This window comes from Taishania pollutisoli (genome assembly GCF_014518315.1).
Taxonomy (GTDB): Bacteria; Bacteroidota; Bacteroidia; order Flavobacteriales_D; family Crocinitomicaceae; genus Taishania; species Taishania pollutisoli.
The window spans coordinates 323,668-338,497 of the sequence record NZ_JACVEL010000002.1; the positions used below are offsets into that span (position 1 = coordinate 323,668).

General features: G+C 41.8%; 16 protein-coding genes. 8 read left to right on the forward strand and 8 right to left on the reverse strand.

The genetic code is table 11. The features are described from left to right. The first annotated feature begins 239 nt into the window (after nt 1–239). Genes H9Y05_RS04630 through H9Y05_RS04650 form a run of 5 tightly spaced genes read left to right on the forward strand, consistent with a single transcriptional unit; the run spans nt 240 to nt 2,944 of the window. Entirely contained in the window at nt 240–491 is a 252-nt protein-coding gene (locus H9Y05_RS04630) for a hypothetical protein (RefSeq protein WP_163490807.1), read from the forward strand. Then, nucleotides 488–1,078, forward strand: a complete 591-nt coding sequence (locus tag H9Y05_RS04635; RefSeq protein WP_216713624.1) for an OmpH family outer membrane protein — start codon at nt 488–490, stop codon at nt 1,076–1,078. Before H9Y05_RS04630 ends, H9Y05_RS04635 begins: the two co-directional genes overlap by 4 nt. 9 nt (nt 1,079–1,087) lie before the next feature. Further along, nucleotides 1,088–1,639, forward strand: a complete 552-nt coding sequence (locus tag H9Y05_RS04640) for a DUF4924 family protein (RefSeq protein WP_163490805.1) — start codon at nt 1,088–1,090, stop codon at nt 1,637–1,639. Nucleotides 1,640–1,681: 42 nt separating this feature from the next. Then, complete coding sequence (gene cdd, locus H9Y05_RS04645) at nt 1,682–2,158, forward strand: cytidine deaminase (RefSeq protein ID WP_216713625.1); 477 nt, start codon at nt 1,682–1,684, stop codon at nt 2,156–2,158. A 9-nt stretch (nt 2,159–2,167) separates the two neighbouring features. Next, complete coding sequence (locus tag H9Y05_RS04650; RefSeq protein WP_216713626.1) at nt 2,168–2,944, forward strand: RsiV family protein; 777 nt, start codon at nt 2,168–2,170, stop codon at nt 2,942–2,944. 9 nt (nt 2,945–2,953) lie between these two features. On the opposite strand, the gene H9Y05_RS04655 is transcribed toward H9Y05_RS04650, so the two are convergent. Further along, nucleotides 2,954–3,265: a hypothetical protein gene (locus tag H9Y05_RS04655; protein ID WP_163490802.1), complete on the reverse strand. Its 312-nt coding sequence runs from the start codon at nt 3,263–3,265 to the stop codon at nt 2,954–2,956. A gap of 176 nt (nt 3,266–3,441) precedes the next feature. Here H9Y05_RS04655 and H9Y05_RS04660 point away from each other — a divergent pair, with 176 nt between their 5' ends. Then, a complete protein-coding gene (locus H9Y05_RS04660) occupies nt 3,442–4,149 on the forward strand; it encodes a DUF4294 domain-containing protein (RefSeq protein WP_163490801.1) in 708 nt (235 codons plus the stop codon). 1 nt (nt 4,150) lies between these two features. On the opposite strand, the gene H9Y05_RS04665 is transcribed toward H9Y05_RS04660, so the two are convergent. The 3 genes from H9Y05_RS04665 to H9Y05_RS04675 are packed head-to-tail and all read right to left on the reverse strand — an operon-like array spanning nt 4,151 to nt 7,650. Then, nucleotides 4,151–4,759: a Crp/Fnr family transcriptional regulator gene (locus H9Y05_RS04665; protein ID WP_216713627.1), complete on the reverse strand. Its 609-nt coding sequence runs from the start codon at nt 4,757–4,759 to the stop codon at nt 4,151–4,153. Nucleotides 4,760–4,778: 19 nt separating this feature from the next. Further along, nucleotides 4,779–5,555: an energy transducer TonB gene (locus H9Y05_RS04670; RefSeq protein WP_216713628.1), complete on the reverse strand. Its 777-nt coding sequence runs from the start codon at nt 5,553–5,555 to the stop codon at nt 4,779–4,781. Further along, nucleotides 5,548–7,650 (reverse strand): WG repeat-containing protein, encoded by a 2,103-nt coding sequence (locus H9Y05_RS04675; protein WP_216713629.1) that lies wholly within the window; start codon nt 7,648–7,650, stop codon nt 5,548–5,550. The genes H9Y05_RS04670 and H9Y05_RS04675 overlap by 8 nt, the downstream gene beginning before the upstream one ends. Before the next feature lie 99 nt (nt 7,651–7,749). On the opposite strand from H9Y05_RS04675, the gene H9Y05_RS04680 reads away from it, so the two are divergent. Continuing rightward, nucleotides 7,750–9,042, forward strand: a complete 1,293-nt coding sequence (locus tag H9Y05_RS04680) for a sensor histidine kinase (protein ID WP_163490797.1) — start codon at nt 7,750–7,752, stop codon at nt 9,040–9,042. A 10-nt stretch (nt 9,043–9,052) separates the two neighbouring features. Here the strand turns inward: H9Y05_RS04680 and H9Y05_RS04685 are convergent, their stop codons facing one another. After that, nucleotides 9,053–9,979 carry a PorP/SprF family type IX secretion system membrane protein gene (locus H9Y05_RS04685; RefSeq protein WP_216713630.1) on the reverse strand — a complete coding sequence of 309 codons (927 nt, stop codon included), beginning with the start codon at nt 9,977–9,979 and terminating at the stop codon, nt 9,053–9,055. 3 nt (nt 9,980–9,982) lie between these two features. Further along, nucleotides 9,983–11,272: a gliding motility-associated C-terminal domain-containing protein gene (locus tag H9Y05_RS04690; RefSeq protein WP_216713631.1), complete on the reverse strand. Its 1,290-nt coding sequence runs from the start codon at nt 11,270–11,272 to the stop codon at nt 9,983–9,985. A gap of 133 nt (nt 11,273–11,405) precedes the next feature. Here H9Y05_RS04690 and murI point away from each other — a divergent pair, with 133 nt between their 5' ends. Then, nucleotides 11,406–12,233 carry a glutamate racemase gene (gene murI, locus H9Y05_RS04695; protein ID WP_163490794.1) on the forward strand — a complete coding sequence of 276 codons (828 nt, stop codon included), beginning with the start codon at nt 11,406–11,408 and terminating at the stop codon, nt 12,231–12,233. A gap of 38 nt (nt 12,234–12,271) precedes the next feature. Here murI and H9Y05_RS04700 read toward each other — a convergent pair whose 3' ends face one another. Both H9Y05_RS04700 and H9Y05_RS04705 read right to left on the reverse strand, forming a co-directional pair. After that, nucleotides 12,272–13,624 carry a saccharopine dehydrogenase C-terminal domain-containing protein gene (locus H9Y05_RS04700; protein WP_216713632.1) on the reverse strand — a complete coding sequence of 451 codons (1,353 nt, stop codon included), beginning with the start codon at nt 13,622–13,624 and terminating at the stop codon, nt 12,272–12,274. Nucleotides 13,625–13,695: 71 nt separating this feature from the next. After that, nucleotides 13,696–14,814 (reverse strand): DNA polymerase III subunit, encoded by a 1,119-nt coding sequence (locus H9Y05_RS04705; protein WP_216713633.1) that lies wholly within the window; start codon nt 14,812–14,814, stop codon nt 13,696–13,698. Nucleotides 14,815–14,830 lie beyond the last annotated feature (16 nt).

Sequence of the window (14,830 nt, forward strand, 5' to 3'; positions counted from 1 at the left end):
CTTTTGGGCTCATTTAAACGTTTAGCAAGATAAGAAGGCATAAATAATGCATTTAACCTGTTCTCGCAAAGACGCAAAGGTGCCAAGACGCAATCTGAATAAACCAATACCTTTGCGACTTCGCGGCTTGGCGAGCTATTTCTATACAAATCATTAAAGAAATTAGCGTGAAAAATTTTAAATGCGTTTGCCTTGTTGATTGTCCCTTTTCGTTTTTATTATTTTGTTATTTTTGTACCATGCGATTAGTAAAGGATATTCCACATCAGCAATACAAAATCCAGATTTTTCACTACAATGGAAAATACATTGTAAAAATTGAACTGGGACAGTTTGAACAGACCTTTAAGGTTGGTGAAACAGATGTTTTTGGTCTTGAAGATGTTGAACGCATGATCTCGCAGGAATTATTAATCAACACACTACATCGCTTTGTGCAAATGCGCAACGATTGGGAAGAAGCATTTAAACATAAAAATACAATCAAATGAAGAAACTACTTTTTGTAGGAGCGGTAGCAGCATCACTGGTGGCATGTAAATCCGGTAAAAAAGAAGACAAAGCAGAACAAGCAGATATCAAAACAGAAGCTGCCAATATTGAAGGTGGCGTGAAAATCGCTTATTACATTCTTGATTCCGTTGCGGAAAATTTTGACGTGTACAAAACCGAATTGGAAGTGTTTGAAAAAGAAGGTGCTAAGTTGCAAGCGCAGCTGGAAGGAATGCAGGCTGAATACCAAAGCGTATATGTATCCTATGAAGATGGTGCCCGTAAACAAATCCTGACTCCGAACCAAATGGCGAGCTACGAGCAAAAACTAGGAGCACTACAACAAAAAATGGGTGATTTTCAAAATACGAAAATGGTTGCTTTCCAGCAAAAACAAATGGACGCAACAACAGCTATTCAGAATAAGATCACAAAGTACAGCGAAGAATTCTCCAAACAAAATGGAATTGATTTGTTCTTTGTCAGCGGTACAGGAACGCAAATCGCTTACGCGAATCCGGGCATGGACTTGACAGTGAAATTTGTTGCCTATATGAATGAGCAGGAAAAAACGGTTGGAAAATAATTGAATTTTATGCTGATTGCACAACAAAAACTGGAGGAAAACATTGCTGAGTACATTTTGTACATGTACCAGGTAGAAGATGTCATTCGTGCGTATAATTTTGATTTGGATGCAATTATTGACCAGTATGTAAGACCTCAGTTGCCGGATGAATCATTCATTCCTCAGTACACGAATTGGTACAAGGGATTGATCCGGGACATGAAAGATCAGTTGAAACAAAAGTCAGGACATTTACTGGAATTGAATGAAATCCTGGTGGAATTGAGCTTCTTGCACAATACGTTACTGGGACAAGTCAATGACACAAAATATAGCGGTTTGGTAGAGGCAGCTCAGCCTTTTATTGAAGAGTTTAAACAAAAATCGAACCTGAAAGATAAAAACGATGTCGAGTTGCTGTTCGGGGCAATGTACATGAAATTATTGCTGCGTTTGCAGAAAAAGGAAATTTCTCCCGAGACAGAAGAAGCATTTGATGCCATGCGGATCATGCTTGCTTACCTGGCACAGACCTATCACAAAATGAAACGCGGAGAATTGGATTTTCTAAGTAACTGATGTCCTTTCTCTTTTCATAGGATCTTTCAAAACACCTAATGTATGGAAGAATTACGTATTCAATACCAGTCGCTGGATTCGTGGAAACAGCTTCCCGATGAAGAAAAGAAACTTGTGGAAAAAGCGTATGGAGCGTCCGAAAAAGCATATGCACCTTATTCCAATTTTAATGTTGGAGCCTGCCTGTTACTGGAAGACGGCACAACCGTTTTAGGAAATAACCAGGAGAATGCTGCTTTTCCTTCCGGAACGTGTGCCGAACGTACGGCTCTATTCTATGCAGGAGCAAACTTCCCGGACAAAAAAATTAAAACGCTGGTGGTCGTTGCAAAAGGAGATTTTGTGGACATCGATCGTATTTTGTCTCCCTGCGGAGGATGTCGACAGGTCATGCTGGAGTCGGAAAAACGACAGGAAACACCGATTAAAGTAATCCTGGTGAGTCAGAATGAACGAACAATTGCCTTGAACTCAGTGAGTGATTTATTGCCGTTTGCATTCAGCAATTCAAAAAAATAATAAGGACGCATGAAGTACTTCGGTTTGTTCATTGTTTCACTGTTGTTCAGTTGTGGTCATTCCCGGAAAGTGAATGAAAATACCGCTGAACAAACAAGCTGGGATGCAGGTAGAATCAGTCGATTTGAAGCTGCGGGAAAATCTTTTTCCGATACCTCAAGAGCGACGATTGATTACATGCTTGCCCGGCCGGATGCCCCCCTGAAGCGTATTACAGATTCTCTCGTTGCCTCTTACCTGGGATTGGAATGCTGTAAAGACGGTAGTCAACAGGTTACACCCCGTCAACTGGAAGCGTATGCGGATGTATTTCTCAGTGAATACATTGATTTGACAGAGCAGGATTCATCAGCGACATTTCCCTGGTACATGCATGCCGGTATCGACTTTTGTTTGATAGACAATGCGTATGTCAAAGCAGACTTTTCAATGGAAACATATACCGGAGGAGCACATGGAAATGCGAATTTCACTACATATATGATCGACGTTGAAACCGCAACTATTGTTCGTCTGGAAGATATTTGTACGAACATTCCTGAGTTGGAAAAGCGGGCGGAGGCAGTATTCAGAAAAACGTATGGGATGAATCCGAAAGCGAGTTGGTCAGAAGAAGGATTTTGGTTTACAGATAATGTCTTTCATCTGAACCGGAATTTCTCATTTGAAAATAAAACTTTGACGTTTGTCTTCAATCAATATGAAATTGCTCCGTACTCAATGGGGGTGTTTTATATTGAACTTCCATTTTCGGAGATCAATGATTTACTGAAGATAAAGAAATAAGAGGTGTTTTTAGCCCCGTAGACAGCGTTTCACTTTCTTTTCATGCTTCTGACGCTCTTCTGGCGTTCTGTTTGCATCCATCCCGAGAAAAGCCTGACATTTTTTAGAAACATAATCAAAGCGATTGAGCAACTTTTCTGCTTCAGGAGTTTCAAAATCAGTGATTTTTTTGACTGCCCTGTCAATGGAGTCATTCGCAACAACACACTCACAGAACCCCCACTGTTCCCCGTACTTTTTTTCAATTTTTGCAAGATTCTCCTTCTGTTCCTTGACTTCGTGCTTTTTAGGGGTTGTATCTGAACTAAACGCATTTTCCATACCCTCTGATTCCGTATTCAGTGCTGGTTCATCGGACATATCTTCCTGAACTGCTGTCGTTGAATTGCAAGAACTGATGATGAAAAATGTTAAAAATACAGTCGTACTAATGAAGGGTTTCATTTTTGGCAATAACTTTGATGTATTGAGATTACTGCGTAAATATATAAAGTAAAATGAAAAATGTAATTATTTCTTTAATATTCCTCGTGTTTTCTTTATCAAATGCATATTCTCAGAATATAGATACTGCAGTTGTCTACCGGGACCTGGACGAATTTATTGTCAACCGGCATTTTAAAGGACAATATGACCGGGAGCTCAAACGCGTTCAAAAAATATATCCGATGGCATTGAAAGCCAAGGCCATTATGGATGAATATGAAACGGAACTTGCAAAATTGGATAAAAAAAGAGACGCGAAAAAGTATTCGAAGAAAATGAATAAATTCCTGAAAGAAGAGTTTACATATTCTGTGCGGGATTTGTATACAAGCGAAGGACATTTGTTAATGCAGTTAATTCACCGGGAAACAGGGAAAACAGTAGATGATATCATTACGGAATATTCAGGTGGCGGACAAGCGTTTATTTACCGAAATCTGGCAAAAATGTTCGACCAGGATCTGAAAGCAAAATATGATCCGGACAAGGATAATTACTTTACAGAGATGGTTATTTCAGACATCTTGTGTGGAAATGTTGCTTTTGATCCGGAAATGGATAAAATGACCAAAGAGTCATTTAAAGAATCTCAGCGGCAATACAGGGCACAGAAGAAGGAATCCAGAACCCGCGTTAAAGAAATGAAGGCGGTGAATAAGGAAAAAGAAAAAGCACAGAAAAAGGTAGAGAAAGAGAAAAAGAAAGCAACAAAAAAATAGCTTACTTTTCTTTCCATTTATTGGCCAGATCTTTTCGTACCCGGCTCAGACTTTCAGGAGCGATTCCCAGATAGGAAGCCACCATCCATTGAGGTACCCGCAACATAATATCCGGATAGATTCTGACAAAATCCAGGTAGCGTTCTTCAGCTGTGGCACTTAATAATTGGGTGATCCGCTTTTGAAGGTGACGAATGTGATTGTGAAGTAAACGTTCGTTCAACTGTGCAAAGAAATGAACATCCTCAGCAAAGGAAATAAAGAAATCTTTTTCAAGCATGATTACCGTACTGTCTTCCAATGCTTCGGTATAGTATTGCGTGGGAATGTTGAAGTAAATACTGTCCCGGTCAGACAGAAACCATCCCTCGGGGGCGAAATGTAAAATATGTTCCTTGCCTTTGTCGTCAATCGAATAATACCGGAGCAATCCTTTTTCTACAAAAAATGAATGAATACAGGTGTCTCCCTGTTTCATCAGGAAATCACCTTTTTTGACGTCAATTTGCCTGATTTTATCTGCCTGGAGAATCAACTGGCGATCAATGGTCGCCTCATCCATTTGGCTGTTTTTTACCAGGAATGATTTTAGGGTAAGGTGTTCTTTCATCAACAACAGCGTTTGCAGGTTAATTCACAAATGTATAGGTGATTGTTCCCTCTTGCATTCCAGGAGCTGTTCCCGAGTAATTGAAACGTGATTTTTTTGCGAATTCCAATGCATACGACGACATACAGTCGTTGCTTGCCGATCCCGAATGAACGCGGGCCTCAACTACTTTTCCACTCTGGTCCACTTTGATAGTAATGATGATTTTACCGGTTGTTCCCTGCGGGCACATATAGCCCGGAGCAGGAACGGATTGCCCGCTGCGTCCTTTCAGACTGTAGCTTACAAGGACTTCTCCTTTTGGTGAGTCGCCTACACTATTCGTAGAGCCTCCACCTGCCTTTGTTGCCGGTTTGGTTTTGTTTTTTTCTTCCTGTTCCTTTTTTCGCTTGTCCATTTCACCCTGAATTTCCGCCCGTTGCTGAAATCCTCCTGCTTCTTCAAACATACTGCGCTCCAGATCGTACACGCTTTGTTCCACATCGCTCAGTGATTTGGCAGAGCCATAATAACTCTCCCTGCTTGAACTTCCTGCCCCTGCTGAATTTCCGCTGCTGTTTTCATCCCTGGCAGCATTTTTAACTTCTCCGGTAGCATTCATCCGCTGTTCTACGATTTCCATCGGCTCAAGCTTCAGTTCAATGATATCATCCGCTTTTTTATTCAGTAAATGACTGATGTCCGGACGATCAATAAAGCCATATTGAACCCGGATACTTGAGAACAGAACGTAAAACACAATCATGGCAAACAAGCCATATTTGTATTTATCCAATTTTGAGATTAGATTATTCATCCTCCACAGGTTTTAAAAGTTGCTTTTTGCTACAGTCAAAATAACTGATGCCGTCCTTGTCGGTTAAAATTAATAAATTTTGATCAAAAATCCGAATACTTCTGTAAATCATCGGTACCACGACTTCTCCTTTCGGAGAAACGACTCCGTAGAGCGCGCCATTATTGACAATCATGTATCCTTTCATAGCGATTTCGATATTGTTGTATCCGGTTTCAATGATTTTTGTGCCGGATTTGTCGATCGCACCGTATAGTGACATTTCCTGAACAAGCGCAACGGATCCGTTAAAGCTTTCCGCGTAGTCATAAGTCGCGGGAATCACTAACTGATTGGCACGATTGATAAATCCCCATTTTCCCTTTCGTTTGACAGCGGTCAATTCAGCCCATTCACCGATTCCTTCATTTTTAAACGGGATGATTTCTTTTCCTTTGGTGTTAATGACACCATAGCTGTTGTTTTTGGCAACTACCGCACTACCTGCTTTGAAATGGCTTCTGTTGAGGTAATTGGGAATCACATCAAATTGAGGAGGAATCACTTCTTCTCCGCGCTCATTGATGTAGCCGATGTAATCGTCATAAACCACAATCGCCATCCCTTCGGATAGTTGACCTATTTTTTCGTATTTGTTGGGAACAACAATCTGACAGGACGGTTTCATCAGTCCGTAAGTATCTCCGTCTCCGTATATGAGCAGTGAATCGGTAAAGTATTCGATTTCTTCAAATGCGGGATACACAATGTATTTTCCTTTTTTATCAATGTAGGCCTGCAATCCTTTCTCTTCTACTTTTGCTCTTCCGTTGGAAAAGGAGAATGCTTCTGTAAAGCGTTCCGGAATTACCTGGTCTCCCAGGGTGTTGTAATAACCATATAAACTGTCTTTTACACCATAAAGCATTCCTTCGGAGATGTTTCCGAGTTCCTTGAACTCCGGTTCAAAGATGACAACTCCGGTGCGGTCAATCATCCCGATTCGTTCATACCGCTCGATGATGGCCCTTCCTTGTTCAAAATCGTTTCCTCCGCTGTAGATCAGATCAATGACAACATCTCCTTTTTTATTGATGTATCCGAATTTATCATTTTGGGAAACCAATGACAACCCTTCTTTGAACGGGGCGACAGATTCATAGATGGCAGGAATCACAACTGCACCGGTAGAATCCATGAAGCCGAACAAGCCGTTTTTTTCGTACGGGTAAATGGCATAATCGATAAATGATAAATCCAGTTGTAACTTTTCCAGGTATGGGTATTCCGGGTACTTTTGAGCAAACGCAGTGATGTTTTCAGCAGAGTATTCATAGACGCTTAAATGGTAGAGCCGTTCCCATGCCGTATTGCGCATATGGTTGTCCGGGTATTTCTCCAAGAAAGCTTCCAGTGCCGCAATCGTATTGGGCTTGGTAACGATTTCATAAACCGCTGTTTCTGCCTCTGGCCGGAAGGTATTGTCCGGGAACGCGAGCAAAAACAGGTCATAACTCTGAAGTGTCTTGGGTGCAGTCGTTTCGTCATACTGAGTTCGCATCAACAGGGCAGTCGCTTCCTCAACGAAGGAAGAAGTCGGGTAATTCCCGATAAAGGTGGAATAAGCCATTGAATTATTTTGCTTTTTGGCATCCAGAAAAGCAAGGCTATCCCGCAGGTATGCTGCACGGGGAACTTCCGATGCCCAGGAATGCTGTTCGATGAATTGCTGGAAACCGTCAATGGTATTTTTGTTCTGTGCGATTTCAAAAAACCGGGTGCTGATCAACTGGCGTAAACTATCGATACGCGACTCATTGATAAACGAGAGATAACGTTGTTTGGCATTTGCTTTGACAAGGGGATACGCCTCCCGCGAACGGTTGATGTATACATAGGCTGAATCGAGTGAATGAAACGGATTATCTTTCCTGTAAAAGATGGTCGCCAACCCGTAAGTTCCGATCGCTTCTTGTGATTTCAAACTCTTTGTAAACAGTTTTTTGGCTTTGAAATAATCATGAATACTCAATGCCTCAAACGCATTTTCAATTTTCCCCGCTTGTGTACTGAATGTTGTAAAAAGTATCACAAGGAACAGCAATATAGGTTTCATTCTTCGTATACACATACCGCAAATGTAATGAAATAGATTCCACAAATGAAGAAAATTATACAATCAGCACGATGTATAAACGCAAAAAAAAATTAAAAATTGAAAAAAAAGTTTCATTTTTACAAATACGAAGCTAAACAGTTGAACACGAACCTTGAACATATAGAGACCCCCGAAGAAGTACAACTGTATTTTGATGACCTGCGTATAAAGCTGGCATTTCGCATGTCCTGCATGTTTTTACTGGTGTTTTCAGCTTTAACGTATGCCTATTCCTTTGATTCGGCGGAAAGCACAACTACAATGGCATTTGGTGCAGCCCTGAGTTTGTTTTCAGTTATTTTTATTCATTATACGAAACAGTACAGACCTGTCTTTTTTCTCTACAGCACACTTGGTGTCGCAGTTACTTCCTTTGCCTTGATTACGTTTCATGAAACCGTTCACTTAGTGGATGTATTGTGGATGCTCGGAGGTGTGTCGTTGGGTTTTTTCAGTATTGGTAAACGATTTGGATTGCTGCTGTTGCTGATTTCCCTGGTTGCGATTACCATTTTTATTTTTTACTCACTCAATATCAATATCGAAGTTGTTCGTCCGCGTACGTTTTACCAGAAACTGACCTTGGTTGCTGAAATGATTTCCGGGTTTGTGCTGAACTTTTATTTGTTTTACCTGTTTACAAACGTCAACAAATATTCGGAAATGAAATTGCGGGAAGTCAACGAACAACTGGTCGAACAGAACATTAAAATTACTCTTCAGAATGATGAAAAAACAACATTGGTGAAAGAAGTACACCACCGGGTGAAAAACAATCTCCAGATTGTTGTCAGTTTGCTTAGATTACAGAGTATGGAAATAGGCAGTAGCAGAATGAAAGAGCATTTCCAGGAATCAATTAACCGCATCATGGCAATGGCATTGATTCACCAAAAACTATATCAGAATGAAAGCCTTTCTCAGGTGAAATTTACAGAATACGCATCCGATCTGGTGAATACCATTCTGCGAACAGATGCACACGAACGGGACATTTCTTTCAGCATTCATTCCGAAATTGAGAAAGTCGGCTTGAAGTCACTGGTTCCGATTGGTTTGATTTTGAATGAACTGGTATCCAACTCGCTGAAACATGCGTTTAACGGCAATAACAACGGATGGATTAAGCTGGAAATTCTTCCGGGCGAAGATAAAAACTGGATCCGGATTAATTATACGGACAGTGGAACCTGGAAAAAACCGGCCCGTGAAAAACAAAGTTTCGGGTTGGTACTGGTTGAAACACTGGTAGAGCAATTGGACGGAACCTTGAAAATTGAAAAGAATGAAGGGAGAACAACCTTTCATTTTACACTTATGAATATCGAGGAGCCGGATATTGTTAATTAACCAGGTGATTTTATTCAAATAACGGACAGCTGGAAGTCGATTTCCGGTCCGGTTTACATGTCAGAAAACTGATACCGATTTCGTGTGTGTTATTACTCACCCGGCTTAACCCTGAAGTCGTGAAATCAAACGAATATTGCAGGGAGAATTGTTGGTTGATTTTAAATCCGGCCATAAAAATGATGGCATCCTGTGTTCTGAAACCAACACCGATGTTGAAGATGTTCTGAATATCCACATTCAGGTTAATGTCTGCATTCACAGGCCCTACAAACGGAAAGCGGATCATTGCGGAAGGAACAATTCCGATTTTATCATTGAGAATAAAACGGTACCCTCCATTTACAGCCATGTGAAAACGAAAGTGAGAATCATACCCGATTTCCCAATAAGAAACAATCAGTTGATTGGCCATCAGTCCGATGTAGTAGTTTTCACCGTTCCACCAGGCTCCGAAATGTGCGTCCGGGCGTACAATACTGACTTCCTGCATCACAGCGGGATCGGGAGTGATCGTAGTAGAAGTGGCGTGATTGTACCCGAATTGAACGACACCGGCGTAAACACCCAATGAAAGACGGTTGTGTTCGCTGAAATTAAAATGTGCGGCATAGGCAAGATTAAACCGGTTGGTACCAAACTGCCCGATTCTGTCCGCTTCAAATTTTGCACCCATTCCATGACGTGCGCTCAGGTATTTCTTTCGCTTGCTGTCCAGGGGAATACTCGCTGTAACAAAGCCGCTTTGTGGTGCGCCGTCCAATCCGATCCATTGCGCGCGATAGACACTGTGAAGATCAATGCATTTCTTGATTCCCGCATGCGCAGGGTTCATGGCAAACTGATGGAATGCCCATTGCGAGTACTGTGGTATTTGCTGTGCGTAACCAAACAGAATGATTCCGGAAACAAAGAATGCGGTAATGATTACTTTCATTGCTTAATGGATTAATGTAATACTACCTTTTAAAATTTGTTTCTCGGGATCGCGGAGCTGCAACTCATAAAAATACACTCCTTCGTTTAGCTGACCTGCTTTTCCGCGTCCGTCCCACGCTTTTTCTTTGTTGTATCCCGTTGATTGAAAAACCTGTTGCCCCCACCGATTGTAAATATTCAGTAAACAATCCGGATAAGCTTCAATTCCCAGGATGACCCATGTTTCATTTTCTCCGTCTCCGTTCGGTGAAAACGTCGTCGGGAAAAATAATCCTTTATCAACAGTCACTGTGACATAATCCATCGCAGTACATCCCGAAATCGTGTCCGTTACAAGTAAGGAATAAGTGGTTGTCAGGTTCGGATTGGCAATCGGAAAGCGACTGCTCTGGTCGGATAAGGCATAGCTTGGTGTCCAGAAGACGGTAGAATTTATGCCTGCGGTTCCGTTCAACTGGATGGTTTCTCCCGGTCGTATCGTTACATCGGTTCCCGCATCGGCGATGATGTCAACAACCGTAGCCGGAGGAAGAGACACACTGGCGATTTCGGTACAGGTAGCAAAGCAATCCGATTCTACCCGGATAATATCCCCGTTTTGCAACGCGGAAGTATAAAACGTGGAATCATTGGTTGTAACAGCGACCAATTCGTTATTGATGTACCAGCGAAACGGGCCGGGGGAATCACAATTGACCCTTTCGGCATATACCGGGGTCAGAGAACCTTTGCAGACAATGGTTGACATACCCGCATTCATCACAGGAATCGGTCTGTCGACAGCAGTGCCGGAAACAGCTACATCGATGTTGAATTCCGCAGGAGCAGTGACTCCTGGTGCTGTTTGATCTCCGCTTAAAACGAGGTAATAGGTTGTATTAGGAGCCAAACCAATCGTATTGATTGCCTGAGAGCCAGTTGCTGCGCTGATACAATTTCCGATAGAAGTATAGCTGGTTGAATTGCAGGGAATGGTGGCCTGAATCAGGTTGGCATTATAACGAGTTCCTTGTCCCGGCTGAATCTGAAATACCGGATTGGTCAGTGAAATTTGAACGTCTCCTCCGCCTGCATTGGTGGTAAATTTGATCCAGATACTGTTGGCCGGAGCAAAACAAAAATTAAAGTCATCCTCACATCCTCCGCAAAGTGTTCTATTGGCTCCGATATTGGTTACATTCACCGTTGTGTTAGGACACAATTCCAACGCATTGTTACAATTGTTATACGCCATTTGGGCATAACAATCCGCCACAAAAAACAGTATGATCAGGAGTTTGAGTACTTTCATGTGCTACAAATTTAATGCTTTGAACGTTAAAATCACATTCTTTCTCAAAAAGCATTTGTATCGAACATGAATAAGAACGTAAAAAACACAAAGAGATTGCCGGACTTTCTTTTTCTTTTGTATTTTTGAGTTCATGGGAGCAATCGGAGTGTTTGATTCAGGCTACGGAGGATTGACAGTGTTGAAGTCGCTGTTGGAATATATGCCTGACTATGATTTTATGTATTACGGTGATAACAAACGCGCTCCGTATGGAACACGTTCCTTCGAAGAAGTATATGAGTTTACCCTGGAGGCGGTAAAACAACTGTTTGACAGAGGATGTCCGTTGGTAATTCTTGCCTGTAATACGGCATCAGCTAAAGCATTGCGGTCTGTTCAGCGAAAATATTTACCCGAAGCAGCTCCGGAAAAACGGGTATTGGGAGTGATTCGTCCGAGTGCGGAAGTTGTCGGTGCACTTTCCAAAACACATCACATTGGTTTACTGGCTACAGAGGGTACGGTCCGCTCTGAATCGTATCGGTTGGAGCTCGAAAAGTTTTCACCACACATTGAATTGTTTCAACATGCCTGCCCTGCATGGGTGCCGCTCATTGAGGAAGGCAATGCCCATTCGGAGGAGGGACGAAGACAAATAAAAGAAGACGTACAGCGTTTACTGGCGATGTCACCGGACATTGATACGGTACTCCTGGCATGTACTCATTACCCGATTCTTGCTTCTTACCTGCGAACCATTATACCGGGGAATATCCAGATCGTTTCACAGGGAGATATTGTGGCGGAGAGCCTGAAAGATTACTTGTCCCGTCATCCGGAAATTGACCGGCAATTGACCAAAACTGCAACCGTCAGCTATTTTACTTCGGGAAGTCCTGAATTATTTAACCAACAAGCGGAAAAAATCATCCGCATGAAAACAAATGCCCGTTCCATAGAAGACGAGCAGTACCGATGAGCATCTCTGCTTAAAAAAGAGCCGGATGAAATTTAGCGTTATATGGCCAATTCATTGATTTGTTCCTGCTCTTCTATAAACCGGATATCATACGTTTCCAGTTCGTTCAGAATCGGTTCGTAAATACTTTTTTTGACAGGAAGCAGTACTCCTTTATCTGTAATCTGTCCGTTCAGAATCAGCTTTGAACAAATTCCGACAGGAAGTCCTACGGTATTTGCCATGGATGTATAGACTTGATCTTCTCCGATATTGACCATACTGGAAGTAAGTTTGTATAACTGATCTTCCAGCTTGTATTCAAATTCATGGATCATAACCAACATGTCTTTGTCGCCTTTTTCCAGTACCCATTTTCGTTCCAGAATAATTTGAAGTAATTGTGCAGGTGTTGGTGTCTCCGATTTTAAGGACAGTTCCTCATCAAACAATCCCAACCATTCAAATTTTGAATACAAGTATAAACGATCTTCCCGCAAGAACTCTTTAAATTTCTGTTCAACCGATTTAACCGGGTGATAGGGGAGGAAGGCATTCAAAAACATCCGCGGCGAGCAAACTTCCATGTCAACCATTGAATACGTGTCATCGGTCATTCCCAATTCTACAAAAACACTCCAGGCTTCACAAAACTCAGGTCTGCGAAGTGTTCCTCTATATATTGTCGGAATGTTATCCAGCCCGTAAATGCTTCTGTAGGACAATGAATCTCTGTTCGGATAACCGGTAAAATCACCATATCCTTCTACGGATAAATGATCCAGCCGGGCAAATAGTCGTGAATACGGAATGTACTTATAACGGTTATTTCGAATGAAACATGCTGCTCCTCCGGCGCCTGCCAGTACAACGTTTCGCGGATTCCATGTGAATTTGTAGTTCCACGGGTTGTTGTCCGATTCAGGAGCGATCAACCCGCCGCAAAAGGATTTAAAACTTTCCAGATGTCCTCCTTTTTCCTTGATCTCATCAATGATTTTCATTGCACTCATGTGATCAATTCCGGGGTCTACTCCAATTTCATTCATGATGGTGATTCCTGCGTTTTTTGCAGCATCGTCCAACGCTTTCATCTCTTTCGAAATGTAAGAAGGAGTGATCAGATTTGTTTTCAGATCGATACAGTCTTTAGCCACATCTATGTGAAAACGTGCCGGCAGCATGGAGATAACCAAATCAGCCTGTTCTATTTCAGGTCTTCTCTGAGCAGCATCCAATGCATTAAAATTTAAGGGAACTCCGTTCGGATGTCCATTGATTTTTGCCTGTACGGTTTCGATATTCTGGTCGGTGATGCGTACCGACCAATTAAACTGTTCTGCTTGTTTTAAAACATAGCGAATTAAGGAAGAAGAAGATAGACCTGCTCCGAGGATCAATAATGTTTTCATTTTCTGTTCTTATAATAGCAAATGTAATGAAATGAGTAAAAAATAACAAAACGATTCATGTGTGTTAAAAATTATGCGACGTGTATGTACCGCATGACATTAAAACAAACGTTGGTAAAAATCAGTTTCGGATTTCCGTTTCTTTCCAGGTAATAATGTGCGTTATTGAATGTATCATTGAAAGAGATAATATTGTTACCGGTGATAAACCGGGCAAAATTCTTCAGAAAATCCGCTTCCTCTTTTGAAACACGCAAGAGGACTTCTTCCGTGTAATTTTTCAGCAAACTTTGCCGGAACATATGCAGGCAGTACTGCAGAAAATTTTTCTGACGCTCCCGTGTCTCTCCACCGATTTTTTCCGACCAGTCCAGCATTTGAATCACATCTTTCTTATAGCAAACCCGCATTAGTTCGATAAACATTTCCCGGTCGTCTGCCATCTGGGCGCTTTCGTGGGAAAATTCCCGCGCCTCAATTAAATTTCCTTCTGCCCGCAACGCGATCGAATCGGCATTGGACATGCTCAGCTGATAATTTTCGCGCAGGAATCGGCTCAATTCATCGGTTTCTATCCGGGGAATCCGCAAAATTTGTGTTCTTGAGAGAATGGTTTGCAGCAACCGTTCCTGGGAAGTTCCGATCAGCAGGAAAATCGTTTTTGCAGGTGGTTCCTCCAATATTTTCAGTAATTTATTAGCTGAAACAGTATTCATTTCTTCAACGGCCCAGATGATCATGATTTTATAACCGCCTTCATAAGCTTTCAGAGAAAGGGATTTGATGATTTCCAGACTTTCTTCCGATCCGATGACCGGTTTTCTCCCCTTGGGATCAATGGTATTGGTCCACTCATTGAGATCGAAATATGGGTTTTCCAGGATTTGTTTTCGCCAAAATGAAAAAACTTCCTTCGAAGTTTTCGCTTCTGAAAGTACCGTTGGATAGGAGAAATGTACATCAGGGTGTTGCAGGTCTGAAATTTTCAGGCAGGAATCACAGGTTCCACAACTATCGTGTTCCTGTTTGTTTTTGCAAAACAGGTACTGTACAAATGCGAGAGCCAAGGGCAGTGTACCGTATCCCTCTTTTCCCAGAAACAATTTCGCGTGACTGATCTTCCCTCCATTCACTTCCTGAATTAAATGTTGTTTTAATTCATTTTGCCCAACGATTTTTGAAAATTGCATGAAGTAAAATTATATA

Excerpts from the sequence above, each read along its gene's own strand:
- H9Y05_RS04630 (WP_163490807.1), top strand. The coding sequence starts at position 240 with ATGCGATTAGTAAAGGATATTCCACATCAGCAATACAAAATCCAGATT.
- H9Y05_RS04635 (WP_216713624.1), top strand. The coding sequence starts at position 488 with ATGAAGAAACTACTTTTTGTAGGAGCGGTAGCAGCATCACTGGTGGCA.
- H9Y05_RS04640 (WP_163490805.1), top strand. The coding sequence starts at position 1,088 with ATGCTGATTGCACAACAAAAACTGGAGGAAAACATTGCTGAGTACATT.
- cdd (WP_216713625.1), top strand. The coding sequence starts at position 1,682 with ATGGAAGAATTACGTATTCAATACCAGTCGCTGGATTCGTGGAAACAG.
- H9Y05_RS04650 (WP_216713626.1), top strand. The coding sequence starts at position 2,168 with ATGAAGTACTTCGGTTTGTTCATTGTTTCACTGTTGTTCAGTTGTGGT.
- H9Y05_RS04655 (WP_163490802.1), bottom strand. The coding sequence starts at position 3,265 with ATGGAAAATGCGTTTAGTTCAGATACAACCCCTAAAAAGCACGAAGTC.
- H9Y05_RS04660 (WP_163490801.1), top strand. The coding sequence starts at position 3,442 with ATGAAAAATGTAATTATTTCTTTAATATTCCTCGTGTTTTCTTTATCA.
- H9Y05_RS04665 (WP_216713627.1), bottom strand. The coding sequence starts at position 4,759 with ATGAAAGAACACCTTACCCTAAAATCATTCCTGGTAAAAAACAGCCAA.
- H9Y05_RS04670 (WP_216713628.1), bottom strand. The coding sequence starts at position 5,555 with ATGAATAATCTAATCTCAAAATTGGATAAATACAAATATGGCTTGTTT.
- H9Y05_RS04675 (WP_216713629.1), bottom strand. The coding sequence starts at position 7,650 with ATGAAACCTATATTGCTGTTCCTTGTGATACTTTTTACAACATTCAGT.
- H9Y05_RS04685 (WP_216713630.1), bottom strand. The coding sequence starts at position 9,979 with ATGAAAGTAATCATTACCGCATTCTTTGTTTCCGGAATCATTCTGTTT.
- H9Y05_RS04690 (WP_216713631.1), bottom strand. The coding sequence starts at position 11,272 with ATGAAAGTACTCAAACTCCTGATCATACTGTTTTTTGTGGCGGATTGT.
- murI (WP_163490794.1), top strand. The coding sequence starts at position 11,406 with ATGGGAGCAATCGGAGTGTTTGATTCAGGCTACGGAGGATTGACAGTG.
- H9Y05_RS04700 (WP_216713632.1), bottom strand. The coding sequence starts at position 13,624 with ATGAAAACATTATTGATCCTCGGAGCAGGTCTATCTTCTTCTTCCTTA.
- H9Y05_RS04705 (WP_216713633.1), bottom strand. The coding sequence starts at position 14,814 with ATGCAATTTTCAAAAATCGTTGGGCAAAATGAATTAAAACAACATTTA.